Origin of the sequence: Allobosea sp. 2KB_26, assembly GCF_052115715.1 — a bacterium.
Taxonomy (GTDB): Bacteria; Pseudomonadota; Alphaproteobacteria; order Rhizobiales; family Beijerinckiaceae; genus Allobosea.
Map to the genome: position 1 here is coordinate 234,013 of NZ_JBFRHE010000001.1, position 15,498 is coordinate 249,510.

Annotated in this window: 15 protein-coding genes; 4 read left to right on the forward strand and 11 right to left on the reverse strand. The window is 64.6% G+C overall.

Going from position 1 to position 15,498, the window contains the following annotated elements:
- Positions 1–95 precede the first annotated feature (95 nt).
- Positions 96–920 carry a class I SAM-dependent methyltransferase gene (locus AB4099_RS01175; protein WP_441476743.1) on the forward strand — a complete coding sequence of 275 codons (825 nt, stop codon included), beginning with the start codon at positions 96–98 and terminating at the stop codon, positions 918–920.
- 114 nt (positions 921–1,034) lie between these two features.
- Here the strand turns inward: AB4099_RS01175 and AB4099_RS01180 are convergent, their stop codons facing one another.
- Positions 1,035–2,600, reverse strand: coding sequence for a 2-isopropylmalate synthase (locus AB4099_RS01180; RefSeq protein ID WP_113513646.1), 1,566 nt, complete (start codon positions 2,598–2,600; stop codon positions 1,035–1,037).
- Between the two features lie 419 nt (positions 2,601–3,019).
- Here AB4099_RS01180 and AB4099_RS01185 point away from each other — a divergent pair, with 419 nt between their 5' ends.
- Both AB4099_RS01185 and AB4099_RS01190 read left to right on the forward strand, forming a co-directional pair.
- Entirely contained in the window at positions 3,020–3,661 is a 642-nt protein-coding gene (locus AB4099_RS01185; protein ID WP_441476744.1) for a YoaK family protein, read from the forward strand.
- Positions 3,662–3,739: 78 nt separating this feature from the next.
- Complete coding sequence (locus tag AB4099_RS01190; RefSeq protein WP_441476745.1) at positions 3,740–4,075, forward strand: hypothetical protein; 336 nt, start codon at positions 3,740–3,742, stop codon at positions 4,073–4,075.
- Between the two features lie 125 nt (positions 4,076–4,200).
- Here the strand turns inward: AB4099_RS01190 and AB4099_RS01195 are convergent, their stop codons facing one another.
- From AB4099_RS01195 to AB4099_RS01230, 8 genes are all read right to left on the reverse strand, one after another.
- Positions 4,201–6,270 (reverse strand): M3 family metallopeptidase, encoded by a 2,070-nt coding sequence (locus tag AB4099_RS01195; protein WP_441476746.1) that lies wholly within the window; start codon positions 6,268–6,270, stop codon positions 4,201–4,203.
- Between the two features lie 30 nt (positions 6,271–6,300).
- On the reverse strand, positions 6,301–7,020 hold the full coding sequence (locus AB4099_RS01200) for an NUDIX hydrolase (protein ID WP_441476747.1): 720 nt from the start codon (positions 7,018–7,020) through the stop codon (positions 6,301–6,303).
- A 13-nt stretch (positions 7,021–7,033) separates the two neighbouring features.
- The gene (locus AB4099_RS01205) at positions 7,034–7,933 is read right to left on the reverse strand and encodes a PhzF family phenazine biosynthesis protein (protein WP_441476748.1); all 900 of its coding nucleotides are present in this window, start codon (positions 7,931–7,933) and stop codon (positions 7,034–7,036) included.
- Positions 7,930–9,060: an endonuclease/exonuclease/phosphatase family protein gene (locus AB4099_RS01210; RefSeq protein ID WP_441476749.1), complete on the reverse strand. Its 1,131-nt coding sequence runs from the start codon at positions 9,058–9,060 to the stop codon at positions 7,930–7,932. Before AB4099_RS01210 ends, AB4099_RS01205 begins: the two co-directional genes overlap by 4 nt.
- A 17-nt stretch (positions 9,061–9,077) precedes the next feature.
- Positions 9,078–9,926, reverse strand: coding sequence for a pyridoxal kinase PdxY (pdxY, locus tag AB4099_RS01215; protein WP_113514043.1), 849 nt, complete (start codon positions 9,924–9,926; stop codon positions 9,078–9,080).
- A 101-nt stretch (positions 9,927–10,027) separates the two neighbouring features.
- Complete coding sequence (locus tag AB4099_RS01220; RefSeq protein ID WP_441476750.1) at positions 10,028–10,435, reverse strand: nuclear transport factor 2 family protein; 408 nt, start codon at positions 10,433–10,435, stop codon at positions 10,028–10,030.
- Between the two features lie 58 nt (positions 10,436–10,493).
- Positions 10,494–11,525, reverse strand: a complete 1,032-nt coding sequence (locus AB4099_RS01225; RefSeq protein WP_113513663.1) for an ABC transporter substrate-binding protein — start codon at positions 11,523–11,525, stop codon at positions 10,494–10,496.
- A gap of 170 nt (positions 11,526–11,695) precedes the next feature.
- On the reverse strand, positions 11,696–12,664 hold the full coding sequence (locus tag AB4099_RS01230; RefSeq protein WP_441476751.1) for a carbon-nitrogen hydrolase family protein: 969 nt from the start codon (positions 12,662–12,664) through the stop codon (positions 11,696–11,698).
- Positions 12,665–12,757: 93 nt separating this feature from the next.
- Between AB4099_RS01230 and AB4099_RS01235 the strand changes: the two genes are divergently transcribed.
- Positions 12,758–13,675 (forward strand): LysR family transcriptional regulator, encoded by a 918-nt coding sequence (locus AB4099_RS01235; RefSeq protein ID WP_441476752.1) that lies wholly within the window; start codon positions 12,758–12,760, stop codon positions 13,673–13,675.
- A 15-nt stretch (positions 13,676–13,690) separates the two neighbouring features.
- Here the strand turns inward: AB4099_RS01235 and AB4099_RS01240 are convergent, their stop codons facing one another.
- Together AB4099_RS01240 and AB4099_RS01245 are read right to left on the reverse strand one after the other, a co-directional pair.
- Positions 13,691–14,482, reverse strand: a complete 792-nt coding sequence (locus AB4099_RS01240) for an ABC transporter permease (protein ID WP_069879881.1) — start codon at positions 14,480–14,482, stop codon at positions 13,691–13,693.
- Positions 14,479–15,363 (reverse strand): ABC transporter ATP-binding protein, encoded by an 885-nt coding sequence (locus tag AB4099_RS01245; RefSeq protein WP_441476753.1) that lies wholly within the window; start codon positions 15,361–15,363, stop codon positions 14,479–14,481. The genes AB4099_RS01240 and AB4099_RS01245 overlap by 4 nt, the downstream gene beginning before the upstream one ends.
- Between the last annotated feature and the right edge of the window lie 135 nt (positions 15,364–15,498).

The following is a 15,498-nucleotide window of genomic DNA, read 5'->3' on the forward strand; positions in this document are numbered from 1 at the left end:
GCCGTGCGGACGTCTCGCTCGGGTCATGCTATTCTCAGCCCCTATGCCCGCCGCGCAATCGCGGCCAAGCGGAGCGTAATGGGGAGGCCGGGCTCATGGCCGCATCCAGTGCCTTTGGGGATTTCGAGCAGACGGGGTGGGGCTCGGCGACGGTCGCGCTCGCCTATCATCGCAATCTGGGCGAAGTGACATCGGGTTGCGTCCCCGAACTGATCCGCGCCGCCGAACTGAGATCTGGAGACAGGGTTCTCGATGTCGCCTGTGGCGTGGGCTACGTGGCAGCCGCCGCACGTGATCGCGGCGCAGACGCCATCGGCCTGGACTTTTCCGCTGTCCAGATTCGGCTGGCACAGCAGACCTATCCGGGAATCCGCTTTGTCGAGGGCAATGCCGAGTCACTCCCCTTTGCCGAGGGTGAGTTCGACGCCGTCCTGAACGCCTTTGGATTGCCCCACCTGCCCGATGCGGACAGGGCACTCACTGAGGCCCGCCGCATTCTCAAACCCGCCGGGCGTTTCGCCTATGCCTCGTGGTGCGACGCGACCAAGTGCATCGGTTTCTCGATGGTCTATGACGCCATTCATGCTCATGGCTCGCTCGACGTGGGGCTCCCTCCCGGTCCCAACTTCTTCAGCTATGGCGAACCGGGCTTCGCCGCACAGCTGCTCGCCCGAGCCGGTTTCGTGAATATTTCAACCGTGGAAGTCCCGCTGGTCTGGCGCGTCTCGTCTCCCGACGCGATCATCGACGCCATTTCATCCGGTACGGTCCGCGCCGCAGCTGTCCTGCGCCGGCAGCGTCCGGAGAACCTGACCAGGATCAAGGAGTATCTGCGCGAACGGGTGTCCACATATGAGCGCAACGGCATCTATGCCGTGCCGTCGCCCGCCCTGGTCGCCAGTGGTAGCAAGCCCGGCTGAGGTCTCTTCCCCGGTCTCGTCACATACGGCTGAAACATCACCACCGCCTTTACCGCAAGCCCCCGGGGACGAACACATCGTCTCGCCCCGGGGCCCGCAGCTGAAGCGTGGCAACTACTCCGCGGCCGCCTGCGCATGCACGCGTGCGCCACGCGCGATCAGCTTATTGAGCGCCGAGAGATAGGCCTTGGCCGAAGCAACCAGAGTGTCGGGATCGGCACCGCGGCCAGTGACCGACGCACCACCGTCGGAGAGCCTGACCGAAACCTCGGCCTGGGCATCGGTGCCCTCCGTCACGGCATGGACGTCATAGAGTTCCAGATGGGCCTCGTGCGGCACGATCGCCTTGATCGCCTTGAAGACCGCGTCGATCGGCCCATTGCCTTCGGCTTCTTCGGCAACGACGCGCCCTTCGACATCCAGCTTCATCATGGCCCGCTGCGGGCCACGCGTGCCGGCGATCACCGTCAGCGAAACCAGCTTCACGCGGTCATGGGCGGTTGCGATGTTCTCGTCGACCAGCGCTTCGATATCCTCGTCATAGACGTGCTTCTTGCGATCGGCCAAGGCCTTGAATCGGGTGAAGGCGTCCTCCAGCTGGTTGTCGCCGAGATCGTAGCCCATCTCCTTCAGCTTGGAGCGGAAGGCGGCGCGGCCCGAATGCTTGCCCATCACCAATGAGGTCTTGGTCACGCCGACCGAGGCGGGCGTCATGATCTCATAGGTCTGCTGGTGCTTCAGCATGCCGTCCTGGTGAATGCCGCTCTCATGGGCGAAGGCGTTCCGGCCGACGATCGCCTTGTTGTACTGCACCGGGAAGGAGCAGGCGGTGGAAACCGCCTTCGACGCGCGCATCAGCATGGCCGACTCGATGCCGGTATCGTAGGGCAGCACGTCGCCACGGACCCGCAGCGCCATCACCACCTCTTCCAGCGCCGCGTTGCCCGCGCGCTCGCCGATGCCGTTGATCGTGCATTCGACCTGCCGCGCACCGCCCTCGATGCCGGCCAGCGAGTTGGCGACAGCCAGGCCGAGATCGTTATGGCAGTGCACCGAGAAGATCGCCTTGTCGGCGTTCGGTACGCGCTCGCGGATCGCGCTGAACATGGTGCGATACTCGTCCGGCGTCGCGTAGCCGACGGTATCAGGCAGGTTGATCGTCGTCGCACCGGCCTTGATCGCGGTCTCGACCGCCCGGCAGAGATATTCGATCGGGGTGCGCGTCGCATCCATCGCCGACCACTCGACATCCTCGACCAGGTTGCGCGCCTGGGCGACGGTCCTGGTGATGATCTCCAGAACCTCATCCTCGGTCTTGCGCATCTGGTGCTGCAGATGGATCGGCGAGGTCGAGACGAAGGTGTGGATGCGCGGCTTCACCGCGAAGCGGACGGCTTCGCCTGCCCGAGCGATATCGGCGCTGATGGCCCGCGCCAGCCCGGCGACGGTCGCACGCTTGATCCGCTTGGCGATTTCCGAGACAGCCTCGAAATCGCCGTCGGACGCGATCGGGAATCCGGCCTCGATGATGTCGACACCCATGGCGTCCAGCACATCGGCGACCTCCAGCTTCTCCTCGAAGGTCATGGTGGCGCCGGGGCATTGTTCGCCGTCACGCAGCGTGGTGTCGAAGATCAGCACCCGGTCCTTGGAAGATGCAGTCTGGGAAGCGTTGGTCATGGTCGTGATCCTGAATGGGTCGCGCCGCGGTCGTTCGGATGGGCGCGTTAGGTCTGGAAGGCGGTTCTCGTCACTCCCCTGAGCGCCCAGGCATGCATGCCCGGCCGGCCCTCAGGGGCGGCTAAGGAGAAGAAGCTGACCAAGGCCAAGCGGAGCGCGCATGCCGACCGTCCGCGCAGCGGCGCGGCTCAGGATCCAGGCATGGGTGGCAGATGCGGCCACGGGCGTTCCTCGTTCGACTGGACACGATGTAACCGAAAGCACCCGCGGTGCGCAAGCATGTGACGCATGCGAAGTTTGCAACGTCGTCCCGGCCGGAGTCTCGCTATCCTGCCCGGGCCGCAACTGCTGGCGCGGCATGCATTGTCCGCTCCCTGCGAATCGCATTCGATCGCCGGGCAGTTGGGGAGAGATATCCGATGATGCGCTACGACCGCCGCACGATCGGTCTTGCGGTCGGACTGACCTGCCTTGCAGGCTATGTCGATGCGCTGGGCTTCATCAGCCTTGGCGGTTTCTTCGTGTCCTTCATGACCGGGAACACGACGCGGCTCGGCATCGAACTCGCCAACGGCCATCTCAGCGGTATCGCGCTCGCAGGCGGCATCATCATGCTCTTCGTCGGCGGCGTGGTGCTCGGCTCGCTCGTCGGGCATTTTGCCCGGACGAGGCGGCATACCGCCGTGCTGGCGGCTCTGACGTTCTGTCTCTTCATCGCTGCGCTGTCCGACAGGCTGGGGGAGGCCGGCATCAGTATCGCCATGCTCGCCGTCGCCATGGGCATGGAAAACTCCGTGTTCCAGCGCGACGGCGAGGTCACGATCGGCCTGACCTACATGACCGGCACGCTGGTGAAGATGGGGCAACGTATCGCCGGGGCCCTGCTTGGCGGCTCCCGCCTCGCCTGGCTGCGCCATTTCACGCTCTGGCTTGGGCTGCTGAGCGGAGCGGTCGCCGGCGCTCTTGCGCATCACATGATCGGACTCGACGCAATCTGGCTAGCGGCCGCTTTCTCGGCGTTCCTGGCACTGGCTGCCTCCCGCCTCCTGCTGACCGACTGAACGGTGAGCGCAGGTGATTGGAACGGCGCGGGGAATCGGTCATTGTCCCGGCCATTCGCCAGCCGGAGCCTGCATGCGATGCGCGCCACTTCGTTCTTGATTCCCGCCCTCGCCGGCTTCCTGCTCGCCGCCTGCCAGACAGCCGGACCACCGCCCGCCCCGGCACCGGAGCAGGCAGCACCAGGCGTGACGCCCAGCACCTTCCGCATGCCGAGCGGATCGGGCTGCTCGGGCGAGGTCGAACGTTTCCAGGCGGTGATGGATAACGACCTCGCGACCGGCCACACCACCAAGGGCGTGCACAGCCGCGTCAGTGCCGAGATCGCCAATGCCCGTTCGACCTGCGCGGCAGGCAATGACGCTGGCGCGATCTCTCAGGTGCGCGCCACCAAGTCACGGTTCGGTTATCCGTAAGGCTAATCAGCACCACGCGTCATGGTCGGGTTTATCCCGACCATGTCGACTTCCGTCCAAGCATCACCCTTCGCCCCGGCGGTTCAAGACGGGGATGGTCCGCGTGATGACAGCGTGCGCTTCGCCTACGCCGCCAGGCCGCGCTTCTCCAGCAGGGCATCCGGCGTGGGCAGCCTGCCCCTGAAGAGCGTGTAGGCTTCAGCCGGATCGCGCGTATCGCCCGCCGAATAGATGAATCGCTTCAGCTTGCCGGCGATATCGGCGGCGAAGACGTCTCCGGCCTCGATGAAGGCGTTGAAAGCGTCGGCATCCATCACCTCGGACCAGAGATAGCTGTAATAGCCGGCCGAATAGCCGTCGCCCGAGAAGACATGTGTGAAATGCGGCGTGCGGTGACGCATGATGATCTCGGCCGGCATGCCGATACGCTCCAGCTCTGCCGCCTCGAAGGCCAGCGGATCGACCATTGCCGGATCCTTCAGCGAATGGAAGGCGAGGTCGACCAGCGCCGACGAGGTGTATTCCACCGTCGCAAAGCCCTGGTTGAAAGTCTGCGCCTTCTTGATCTTGTCGATCAACGCCTCTGGGATCGGCTCGCCGGTCTCGGCATGCAGGCAATAGGCCTGCATCACCTCGCGCGTCAGGAACCAATGCTCGTAGAGCTGGGACGGCAACTCGACGAAATCACGCGAGACCGAGGTGCCGGCGAGCGAGCCATAGGTCACGTCGGACAAGAGCCCATGCAGGGCATGGCCGAACTCGTGGAACAGAGTGCGCGCATCATCGATCGAAAGCAGTGCCGGCTTGCCTGCCGCGGGCTTCGCGAAATTGCAGACGTTGACGATGATCGGCCGAAGATCGCCGCCGAGCTTGCGCTGGCCGCGATAGGCGCTCATCCACGCGCCCGAACGTTTCGATGCTCGGGCGAAATAATCACCGAGGAAGAGCCCGATATGCCGGCCGCCCGCCTCGCGGACCTCAAAGACGCGAACGTCGGGATGATAACCCGCGAGATCGCGCTTCTCCTCGAAGGTCAGGCCGAAGAGCTTGCCCGCCGTGTCGAAGGCTGCAGCGATGATACGGTCGAGCTGGAGATAGGGCTTCAGCACCGCCTCATCGAGCGCATAGGTCTTCTGGCGCACCTTCTCGGCATAGTGGCGCCAGTCCCAGGGCCGGATCGGGCCATTCTCGCCCTCCTCCTGCGCGAGCAGGGCAAGGTCAGCCGCTTCCTTCGCAGCCCGCGCCTTGGCCGGCTTCCAGACCAGTTCGAGTAGCCCCCGGACATTCTCCGGCGTCTTGGCCATGGAATCGTCGAGCTTGAAATGCGCGAAGGTCTCGAAGCCGAGCAGCTTTGCCTTCTCGGCACGCAGAGCCACCATCTCCGCGACGATGGCTCGGTTATCCGTCTCGCCGCCATTCTCGCCGCGCTTGCTCCAGGCCACGAAGGCCTCCTCGCGGAGCTCGCGGCGGGTGGAGAAAGTCAGGAAGGGCTCGATGATCGAACGTGAAAGTGTAACCGCATGCTTGCCGTCATGGCCCCGGTCGCCAGCGGCATGAGCCATCGCCGCCCGCAGGAAGGGCGGCACGCCCGCGAGCTTGGCTTCGTCATCGAGGACAAGCGCATAGGAGGCCTCATCCTTGAGCACGTTCTGGCTAAACTGCGTGCCGAGCCCCGCCAGACGCTCGTTGATCGCGGCAAGGCGCTTCTTTTCCTCGGAACCAAGCTGCGCACCCGAGCGAACGAAGCCGCGATAGGTCCGTTCCAGCAGGCGCTTCTGTTCGGCGTCGAGCCCCAAACTCTCGCGCTTCGCGAAGACGGCATCGACGCGGGCGAACAGGGCCGGGTCCATCATGATTCCCGACCAGTGCCGCGAGGTGACCGGTGACATCTCGCGTTCGATCGCCTGCAGCGCCTCGTTCGTGTCGGCGCCGGCAAGATTGTAGAAGACACCGCCGACACGGCTGAGCGCGCGGCCCGATCGTTCCAGAGCTTCGATCACGTTGGCGAAATCGGGCTCTGACTGATCGTCAGAGATCGCGGTTATCTCCGCCTTGTGCTTGGCCAGTGCCGCCTCGAAAGCCGGCGTGATGTGTTCAGGCTTGATCACCGCGAAGGGCGGCAGGCCGAAGGGCGTCTCCCAGACGGCGGCGAAGGGATTGTCTGCGGGTAGCGGCAAGGCTTCTGGCGCGGTCATCTCGTTCCGTTCCGGAAAATCAGGGGATGGTCAGTCTTGAGCGTAGATATGGGCGAGATAGCGCCGCATGAAAGGCGGCATGTCGAGATGCTCGCTCTCGGCGAGATTGCGCACGATCACGACATCGGAGAGTTCAGGCTCCGCCTGTTCCCTGATGCGTGACAGCATTATCTCGCACGCTTCCTCGGCCGACCAGGACAGCGCCACCGGCCGCATGAAAGCGACGCGGCCGGTCATGATCACCGCCGTCCAGCTTTCATCGACGTCGATTTCGCCCAAGGTCAGTCCGGTCTCCTCGCAGAGTTCGCGTGTGACGCTGCCGGCAAGGTCGAGCGTGCCGTCGTCCCTGAGATCTTCGCGATCCGGCGTGCCGGCAGCGAAATAGACCTTGCCGGCATTGGCGGTATGATCACCCATCTTCCCGCAGAGAAAGGCGCCATCCGCCGCCCGCAGGGCCGCCATCGCATAACCGTTGCGAACCACCGGGCCGGGATGACCGAGATCGCGCCAGGTCATGAAGGCGGCGTAGTCCGTCTCGAAATAGCGCGCGCTGAACACGCCATCCGCGATCGCGCCACGATGCTGCAGCATGATCCGGCCATTGAACATTGCCGGCTTGCCTGCGCTGATCTTGGCCCAATGCGTGGCGATTGCGTCGTGGTTTTCCTGCGCGAAGGCCCAGTCATGCGGCTCGACCACGGCCTCGACCCGCGCGAGCGGAACGATCGTCCCGTCGATAACGCCATTCATCATTCGGTTCCGTTCACAGCAGCACGCCCTCGCTCACCAGCACAGCTTCCCCGCCAATGCTGGCCGAAACGAGTCCACCGCGCTCGACCCGCAGGCTGAGTTCAATCTGCGACGGTCGCCCCATCTCGTAACCCTGCTCGATGACGAGGCGATGCTCGCCATCACCGGGACGATCGAAGGCCATCACGGCGGCGGCAAAGGCGGCGGCGGCTCCGCCGGTCGCGGGGTCTTCGCCGATGCCCATCCCCGGCGCGAACATGCGGGCATGGAAGTGATGGCCCGCATCGCGGGTCTGCCGACAATAGACGAAGGCGTTGGGATGCTCGGCGGGCTTCATCACCGTATTCCACCGCATCATGTCGAGCGTGATGCGGCCCATCGCCTCGAGACTCGCCACCGGAACCAGGGTGAAGCCGACGCCTCCGGAGAATACGCCGGGCTCATGGGCATCGAAGCCGATCTCGGCCGGATCGAGCCCAAGAGCACTGGCAATCTCCGCCGCTGCGCCCGCCTCTCCGATCCGCTCGGGCAAGCGCGGCAGGGTGAAGACGGCCCTGCCCCGATCATTCCCGACCGAGACGTCGCAGGAAACGGCACCGATCCGCTCCTCCAGCACGAGCTTGTCCTTTGCCCTACCTTCCTCAGCGTCACGCAACGCGAGCAGGACAGCGGTACCGACGGTGGGATGGCCGGCGAACGGCAACTCCCGGCCGGGCGTGAAGATCCGAATGGCGGCACGGTTGCCGAGCTCGGCGGGCGGCGCGACGAAGACCGTCTCGGACAGGTTGAATTCGCGCGTGATCGCCTGCATCGCCTCGGTGTCGAGGCCCTCCGAGTCCAGCACCACCGCCAAAGGGTTGCCGGCATGACGGGCCCGGGTGAAGACATCGAGCGTAACGAAGCGGCGTTTCACGGCAACCCTCCCTTGGTGACAGGCACGACCAGATCGATGGTCAGCGGGCAATGATCCGATGCCTTCGGCCTGTCCCAGCCGACGCGCGGATAGCGGTCGCTGCAGGTCGCAAGCCGCGCCATTGAACGATCGGGCTCGCGCGGATCGAGCGGCACGCGATAGGGCAAACCGCGCCGGATCATCTGCATGGCCGGATTGGGGTTCGCAGCCGCCAGCGCCGGCGACAGCAGGATATGGTCCAGCGGCATATGGCTGTCGATGAGCCGCTGCTCGGCCTCCGACCAGTAGCGCCGGAAATGCGTCCACCGCCCATGCTGGGGCAGATGCACGATCGGGTCGACGGCGAAATCCTCGAGCAACGGCTCGATGCCGCTATCCCCTTCGTCGACCAGCTCGCCCAATGGGCCAAGGCCATAGCGATAACCGTTGAGATCACCCAGCACGATCCAGTTGGCCTCGCGCCAAGACGCGCCGAACCAATTCTTGATGATGTGCCTGACGGCCAGGGCCTCCGCCCGCCTGATCGGCAGGGTCTCCTGCCGGCCATCGTCGCGGCCATTGTTCATTGACTTGAAATGGCAACCGAACAGGGTCAGCGAACGGTCACCAAAGCTCAGCTCGACGGCGAGGCAATCGCGGGCAAAGACCCTGTCGCCCGGCCTGATGCCGAAACGCGCGAGCGAAGGATCATAGGCACCGGCCTGGCCGAAACTGAGGTCCTTATGCGAGACGACACGGACCGCCTGCGGCGCCAGCAGATCGCGCCGGGCGCCAAAGCCGATATCGATGTCGCGCCTGTCATTGCCGTCGATCAAGGCGAAATGGCCATAGCGATAATCGGCGATGCGATGGACGTAATTGGCGAAGAACGCCTGCAGGCTGGCGAGTGAGTCCACTTCCTGCAGCATCCAGATATCGGCCTGCGCCTCGGCGATGGCGAGTGCCGTCATCTGGCGCTTGTCATCCTCAAGCGCCACCGCGAGCGAGCGCTCGACGGCATCGCGCTGATCGGCGCGCGGAAAATGAAAGAGCGACATCGCCGCGGCGGTGTCGATGCGTCCGCCATTCTCGAAGCGGTGACGCGTCAGCAGGTTTTCGACATTGAAGGTGCCGACGCGCAGTTTCATCGCGTTCAGCCTGCGGTTCAGATCGCTTGGGGCGTGAAGAGCTGCGAAGGCGTCACGAACTCGTCCTGCGCGGCAACCGTCAGGATTTCGCGCGAGCCGGCCTCCTTCGTCCGCTTCAACAGGCCGTAGATCGAGGACGAGGCCTTACTGAGAGCAGCGGCAGCCGATCCCTCGCGCATGTAATGGACAAAGAAGAGTGCGGCGATCGCATCGCCCGCACCATTGACACTGATGTCGATCTTCGGTGTGCGCACCCGGAAGGCGCCCTTGGCGTCAGCCGCCATCAGGTCGATCGCATCCGCTGGTGTTTCTTCCGTGACCAGCGATGTCACCAGCACGACCTTCGGCCCGGCATCGCGCAGCGTTTCGACGGCGCGGTGCGCGTCGGCAATGGTCTTCACCTCGATATCGGTCAGGAGTTCGAGCTCGAATTGGTTCGGCGTGACGATATCGGCGGCCGGCACCGCTTGTTCGCGCATGAACTCGGGAATGCCCGGCCGCACGAAAATGCCGCGCCCGACATCGCCGATCACCGGGTCGCAGCAATAGAGCGCATCGGGATTGGCCGCGCGGACACGTTCGACGGCAGACAGGATGGCGTGGCCGATATCGGCCGATCCCATATAGCCGGAGAGCACGCCGTCGCAGCCCGGCAGCACACCGCGCTCGGCAATGCCTTCCATCACCTCGTCGATCATGCCGCCCTCGAAGACCCGGCCTTTCCAGTCCCCGTAGCCCGTATGATTCGAGAACTGCACAGTATGGATCGGCCAGACCTCGACCCCGAGTCGCTGCATCGGGAAAACGGCGGAGGCATTGCCGACATGGCCAAAAGCGACATGGGACTGGATCGAGAGGATGTTCATGGCGCGCAGCACAAGCCTTCAACGAAACGACGCGGCGAACCTAGCGGTTGCCGCGCCGGGCGCAAATCGAAAGCATTGATGCAGGCGATGACAAACGCAGATCAGGCAGAGCCGAGACGCAGCACGCTGGCTGTGTCGGTGAACTGCGTCAGGCTTCTGACCTTGCCGTCCTCGACGGTGATCAGATCGACCGCCTCGAAGCTCTGGGTACGACCGGTCGGCACATGGGTGACATCGGCGCTCCAGTGAAACGAGGCGCGATCGCCTTCGACGAGCAGGCCCAGCGTCCTGAACTTCGAGAAGGCGTACGTGCCGATCAACCCCGCCATCTGCTCCCGAACCGCGACACAGCCCGTCTGTGGGCTGCACATGGCCCCGAGATCCTCCGCTCCCATGAAATGGAACCGGCAATCCGGGTGAAAGAAGGTCATCACTCCATCGAGATCCCCCTGCACGCGCGCCTCATAGGCACTCAGGAGCAAGGTCTCGATCGCAGCGCGCTCGGTCATCTCGTCTCTCCCAACGGAAGAGCCGAGATTGACCGGCGCGCAGCAAGGAGTCGAGAGCTTACGATCCGGCGGCGGCCTTCTTCGCAAAGCTGTCGATGAAGGTCTTGCTCAGGTCGACATTCGAGGTCGCAAGCTCAGGATCGAGCAACTTCAGCGAGTCATACATGCTCTTCATCGCATCTGGCGTGGAAATGCCGGTGCGCGAATAGCTTTCCTGCGAGTTCTTGACCGCGCGCAGATAGAGCGGCTTGTCGCCGAGATGGTATTCCGCGGGGACGAGATCAGCGACGTCCTCAGGCTTGGCCGTCTCCAGCCATTTCAGGGACTTGACCAGCGCGTTGACGAGCTTTTGGGTCGTGACCGGGTTCTTCTCGGCGAAATCATTCTTGAGATAGAGCACGGCGGCGGGGTTCGAGCCGCCGAACAATGCCTTGGTACCGGCCTCGGTGCGGGTGTCGATCAGCGCGACGACATCGCCATCCGCTTCGAGCTTCGAGGTCACGGGATCGAGATGCGAGATGATGTCGACCTGGCCCTGCTTGATCGCGGCAACGGCACTCGCGCCGGCACCGACTCCGATGATCGGCGCGTCGGTCGCCTTCAGGCCGGCCTTGACCATGGCATATTGCGCGGTCAGCGAGGTCGAGGAGCCGGGCGCGGTGACGCCGATCTTCAAGCCCTTGAAATCGGCCGCGGATTTGACCTTGTCGGCAAGCTCCTTGCGCACGGCGATGGTGATCGCCGGGAAACGACCGAGCTCAACCACGGCGCGGATGTCCTGGCCCTTGGCCTGCATCCGGATGGTATGCTCATAGGCGCCGGTCACGACATCGACCGAGCCGCCGACGAGGGCCTGCAACGACTTCGCGCCACCGCCGAAGTCGTTGATCGTGACGTCGAGCCCCTGCTCCTTGAAGAAGCCCTTCTTCTCCGCGACCGTCAGCGGAAGATAATAGAGCAGCTGCTTGCCGCCGACGCCGAGCGTGACATTCGGTTTCTCGGCCGTCTGGGCCTGTGCGCCAAACGGCACGAAACCGAGAGAGGTGGACAAGGCGAGCGCGGCAAGCGCGCCGCGACGGGTGAAGCTCATCGAATTTCCTCCTGATCGGATCGGTTTGCGCTTCTGAACTGGCGCAGTCGGCCCCGACGATAGGCGAGATTGCCCGGCACGGGCAACCTCGCCTCCCAGATCAGCCCGAGGTCCGGAGCGGAACTTTCGTCTGAGTTCCCCCTAAGCCGAATGCAGGTGAGCCCACGTCGCTACAGGGTCCCCTCGTCCAGGAAGGACGCAACCCCCTGCCGGGTCCGGTTGACGACCAGGCGTGTCACATCCGGCCGGGCATAGTGTCCGGCCTGATCGAAATTCTGGCGCTCGCGCCTGACCTCGCGATGATCGAGCGTCGCAACGAGAAGCTCCTCTCGCCCTGTCACGGGCTCTATCACCCATTTGCCGTCCGGCCCGGCGATGCCGGAACCGCCATCAGCTAGGATCTCGGGGCAGGTTTCCAGCATGGCAGCGGCAGGACTGCCGGCCGGTACGTCCTGCTTGCGCATCAGCCCCGAGACAGCCAGCACGTAGCTGCGCCCCTCGCGCGCCAGGAAGCAGGTTGTATCGACCGTGTTGCGGAGGTTCCCCGGCCAGAGCGCCACATGCAGGTTCTCCCCCTGCGCATACAGCGCCGCTCGCGACAGCGGCATCCAGTTCTCGAAGCAGTTCAGCCCGCCAACCGTGAAGGCCCCGACACGGTGCACCTGGAGGCCCTGCCCATCGCCCGGTGCCCAGCTCAGCCTCTCTTCGTAGGTCGGCATCAGCTTGCGATGCACCGACGCGATGATGCCGTCCGCGCCAATATGCACGCGCGAGCAATAGACGCTGTGTCCACCCCGATCTGCCGGGCGTTCGATGATGCCGAGCATGACGGCAACGCCGCAGCGCTCCGCCGCAGCGCAGACCGGAGCCAGGTGACCAGCCTCGATCTGCACGGCCTGGTCCAGATAATGCGCGTGTATCTCCTTCTGCAGCGAGGATTCAAAACGCGCGCCGTCAGTGTGTTCGATCCAGAAAGGATAACCCGGCACCAGCGCCTCCCCGAATGCGACGAAGCCGCACCCGGCCGCTGCAGCACGCGCGATCCAGTCGACCACCTTCGCCAGGGTGGCATCGCGATCGAGCCATACCGGAGCGATCTGGGCGAGGCCCACGGTCAATCTGTCTGATACGGCGGTCATCGAGCCCCATCCCTAGCCTTGAGTGCGTTGCGGTGGCCGGGTTAAGGACGCGGACAAGATCAGTCCAATTAATCCTGGGAATACCCCTCGATCATGCCACCTAATGTCACTCTGGTGCAGTTGCGTTGTTTCGCTGGCGTCGTCGAACATGGCGGCTTCACCGTCGCAGCCGACCGCCTTTGCCTGTCGCAGTCAGCCGTGAGCCAGGCGGTAGCAGGCTTGGAACGGGCGCTGGACGCGACCTTGCTGCTGCGTGGCCGCGATGGGTTGGCGCTGACGGCAGCCGGCGAAGCGGCACTTGTCGAGACACGTGCGGCACTCGCGGCCGTAGCGCGGCTCGGCACATGTGGCGGCCTTGCCGGCAAGTTAAGCGGCACCTTGCGGATCGGCGTCGTACAGAGCGCAGCCATCCGGCTGCTGCCCGCATGGCTGCGGCGCCTGCGCACCGAGCATCCCGGCATTACCGTGAGCTTGTACGAGGGGACGGATCCGGAGGTCACGGCCTGGGTCCAGGCCGGCGTGGTCGAGATCGGCATCACCAGCCGCACCCATCCTGAATTGTCAGCCCGTCCGGTCTATTCCGACGACTACCTCGTGGTTGTCCCCACCGACCACGAGCTTGCATCCCGCGCCTCGCTCCTGCTTGGCGCTCTGAACGGGCAACGCATGCTGCTCTCGGGCGGGGGCTGCGAAACGCTCATCCAGGAACTCCTGACCGCGGCGGCCAGCCATCCCGAGATCGCCTGCCTCGTGCGCGACAACGCGACGCTGCTGAGCATGGTGCGGGAAGGGCTCGGCCTGACGATCATGCCCGAGCTTGCCCTCGACGACAGCCGTGGTGTCGTCGCGATCCCCCTCCGCCCGAACCTCCGACGCACCTTGCACGCCGTATCGCTGCCGGCGGAGACGCTCCGCCCGGTCGCGGCAGCCTTCCTGACGCTGATAGAAAGCAGCGCCGCTGCCGGGCACATGGCTCGTCAGCAGCGCCCAGAAGCGGCAGGTGCGGGCTGAGCTGGCCCCGCCGACCTATGTCGTCGTGGTCGCGCTCTGTCCGGGCCGCCAGACCAGCAGCCGCTTCTCGACGAAGGTGACGAGCGAATCGATCACGATGACGAAGAGCGCCAGGATCAGCATGCCGGAGAACACGCCGGTGACATCGAAGACGCTCTCAGCCTCATGGATCTTGTAGCCGAGGCCGGCCGACGAGCCGAGATATTCGCCGACAACTGCACCGACCAGCGCAAAGCCGACAGAGGTGTGCAGCGAGGAGAACATCCAGGTCAGGGCCGACGGCCAGTAGACATGGCGGAAGAGCTGGCGTTCGTTCATGCCGAGCATGCGGGCATTGGCGAGCACCGTCGGCGAGACCTCGCGAACGCCCTGGTAGACGTTGAAGAAGACGATGAAGAAGACCAGCGTGAAGCCGAGCGCCACCTTCGACCAGATGCCGAGACCGAACCAGAGCGCGAAAATCGGCGCCAACACCACACGCGGCAACGCATTGGCCGCCTTGATATAGGGATCGAACACCGCCGCCATCAGTTGCCGGCGCGCGAAGGTGAAGCCGAAGAAGATGCCCGCCGCCGAGCCGATGACGAAGGCGAGCACGGTCTCGGTCAGCGTGATGCCGAGATGGAAATAGATGTCGCCGCCGGTCAGCTGGGTCCAGGTTCGGCCGAGGACCTGCAGCGGCGTCGAGAAGAAGAACTGGATCGTCTTGGTGTCGCCGAGCAGCGGATAGACAGTGAAGACATGCCAGATCAGCAGGAACACGACAGCGACGAGGATCTGCAGCGCAAGGAGCGTCAGGCGGTTCACGGGGCGTCTCCCTGCACCAGTTCCTTGCCCTCGCCCATGGCGTAGGCCTTCTGCACCTCGACACGCAGCGACGACCAGATGTCGCGATGAATCTCGTGGAAGGCCTTCTCCAGCCGGATCTCGGCGATGTCGCGCGGACGCGGCAGGGTGACCCTGTAATCGGCAACGATTCCGGCGGCCGGCCCCGCCGACATCACCACGACGCGGTCGGAGAGCGCGATCGCCTCCTCAAGATCATGCGTGACGAAGATCAGGGCTTTTCGATCCTTCGACCAGAGATCCAGCAGGAGATTGCCCATGATCTGCCGCGTCTGCGCATCGAGCGGGCCGAAGGGCTCATCCATCAGCAAAATCTCGGGATTGCGGATCAGCATCTGCGCGAGACTGACGCGCTTGCGCTGGCCGCCCGAGAGCATGTGCGGATAACGATCGACGAAGGCACGCAGGCCGACGCGGCCGAGCCAGTCTCGGGCGCGGGCGTCAGCCTCCTCGGCCGGCACACCCATCGGTTCCAGTGCCACTGCGACATTCTGCAGAGCCGTCTTCCACGGCATCAGCGCGTCCTGCTGGAAGAGATAGCCCGCGCGGACATTCAGCCCCGAGAGCGGCTTGCCGAAGATCCCGACCTTGCCGGCAGACGGGGTCAGCAGCCCGGCTGCAGCATTGAGCAAGGTCGACTTTCCGCAGCCGGTCGGCCCCACGACCGACACGAACTCCCCGGCCGAGACGGTGAGGTCAATGCCGGTCACCGCCTTGTAGCGATGCCCTCCTGTAAGCTGGAAGGTGATGTCGATGCCGCTGAGATTGACAGCTGGCGCGGTATCCGCCCCGGGCACGCCAGCAGGGCCCGCACCAGCGCGCAGGCGGTCTTGAAGCTCCATAAAGCGTTCCCCAACGGCCTGCTGCGCCACGCGCCCTGGCCGAATATCGCGTTCGTTTGGCGAAACTCTAGGTGATCGCCTCCGGAAGGCAACCCAACCTTGGTCTTGCCCGGCAGATTCGCCGCGGAGCGCAGC

Bases quoted from the DNA above. Each gene is read 5' to 3' on its own strand.
- AB4099_RS01200 (WP_441476747.1), bottom strand. From the start codon at position 7,020: ATGAATGGCGTTATCGACGGGACGATCGTTCCGCTCGCGCGGGTCGAG.
- pdxY (WP_113514043.1), bottom strand. From the start codon at position 9,926: ATGAACATCCTCTCGATCCAGTCCCATGTCGCTTTTGGCCATGTCGGC.
- AB4099_RS01245 (WP_441476753.1), bottom strand. From the start codon at position 15,363: ATGGAGCTTCAAGACCGCCTGCGCGCTGGTGCGGGCCCTGCTGGCGTG.
- AB4099_RS01175 (WP_441476743.1), top strand. From the start codon at position 96: ATGGCCGCATCCAGTGCCTTTGGGGATTTCGAGCAGACGGGGTGGGGC.
- AB4099_RS01220 (WP_441476750.1), bottom strand. From the start codon at position 10,435: ATGACCGAGCGCGCTGCGATCGAGACCTTGCTCCTGAGTGCCTATGAG.
- AB4099_RS01225 (WP_113513663.1), bottom strand. From the start codon at position 11,525: ATGAGCTTCACCCGTCGCGGCGCGCTTGCCGCGCTCGCCTTGTCCACC.
- AB4099_RS01230 (WP_441476751.1), bottom strand. From the start codon at position 12,664: ATGACCGCCGTATCAGACAGATTGACCGTGGGCCTCGCCCAGATCGCT.
- AB4099_RS01235 (WP_441476752.1), top strand. From the start codon at position 12,758: ATGCCACCTAATGTCACTCTGGTGCAGTTGCGTTGTTTCGCTGGCGTC.
- AB4099_RS01195 (WP_441476746.1), bottom strand. From the start codon at position 6,270: ATGACCGCGCCAGAAGCCTTGCCGCTACCCGCAGACAATCCCTTCGCC.
- AB4099_RS01180 (WP_113513646.1), bottom strand. From the start codon at position 2,600: ATGACCAACGCTTCCCAGACTGCATCTTCCAAGGACCGGGTGCTGATC.
- AB4099_RS01190 (WP_441476745.1), top strand. From the start codon at position 3,740: ATGCGCGCCACTTCGTTCTTGATTCCCGCCCTCGCCGGCTTCCTGCTC.
- AB4099_RS01210 (WP_441476749.1), bottom strand. From the start codon at position 9,060: ATGAAACTGCGCGTCGGCACCTTCAATGTCGAAAACCTGCTGACGCGT.
- AB4099_RS01185 (WP_441476744.1), top strand. From the start codon at position 3,020: ATGATGCGCTACGACCGCCGCACGATCGGTCTTGCGGTCGGACTGACC.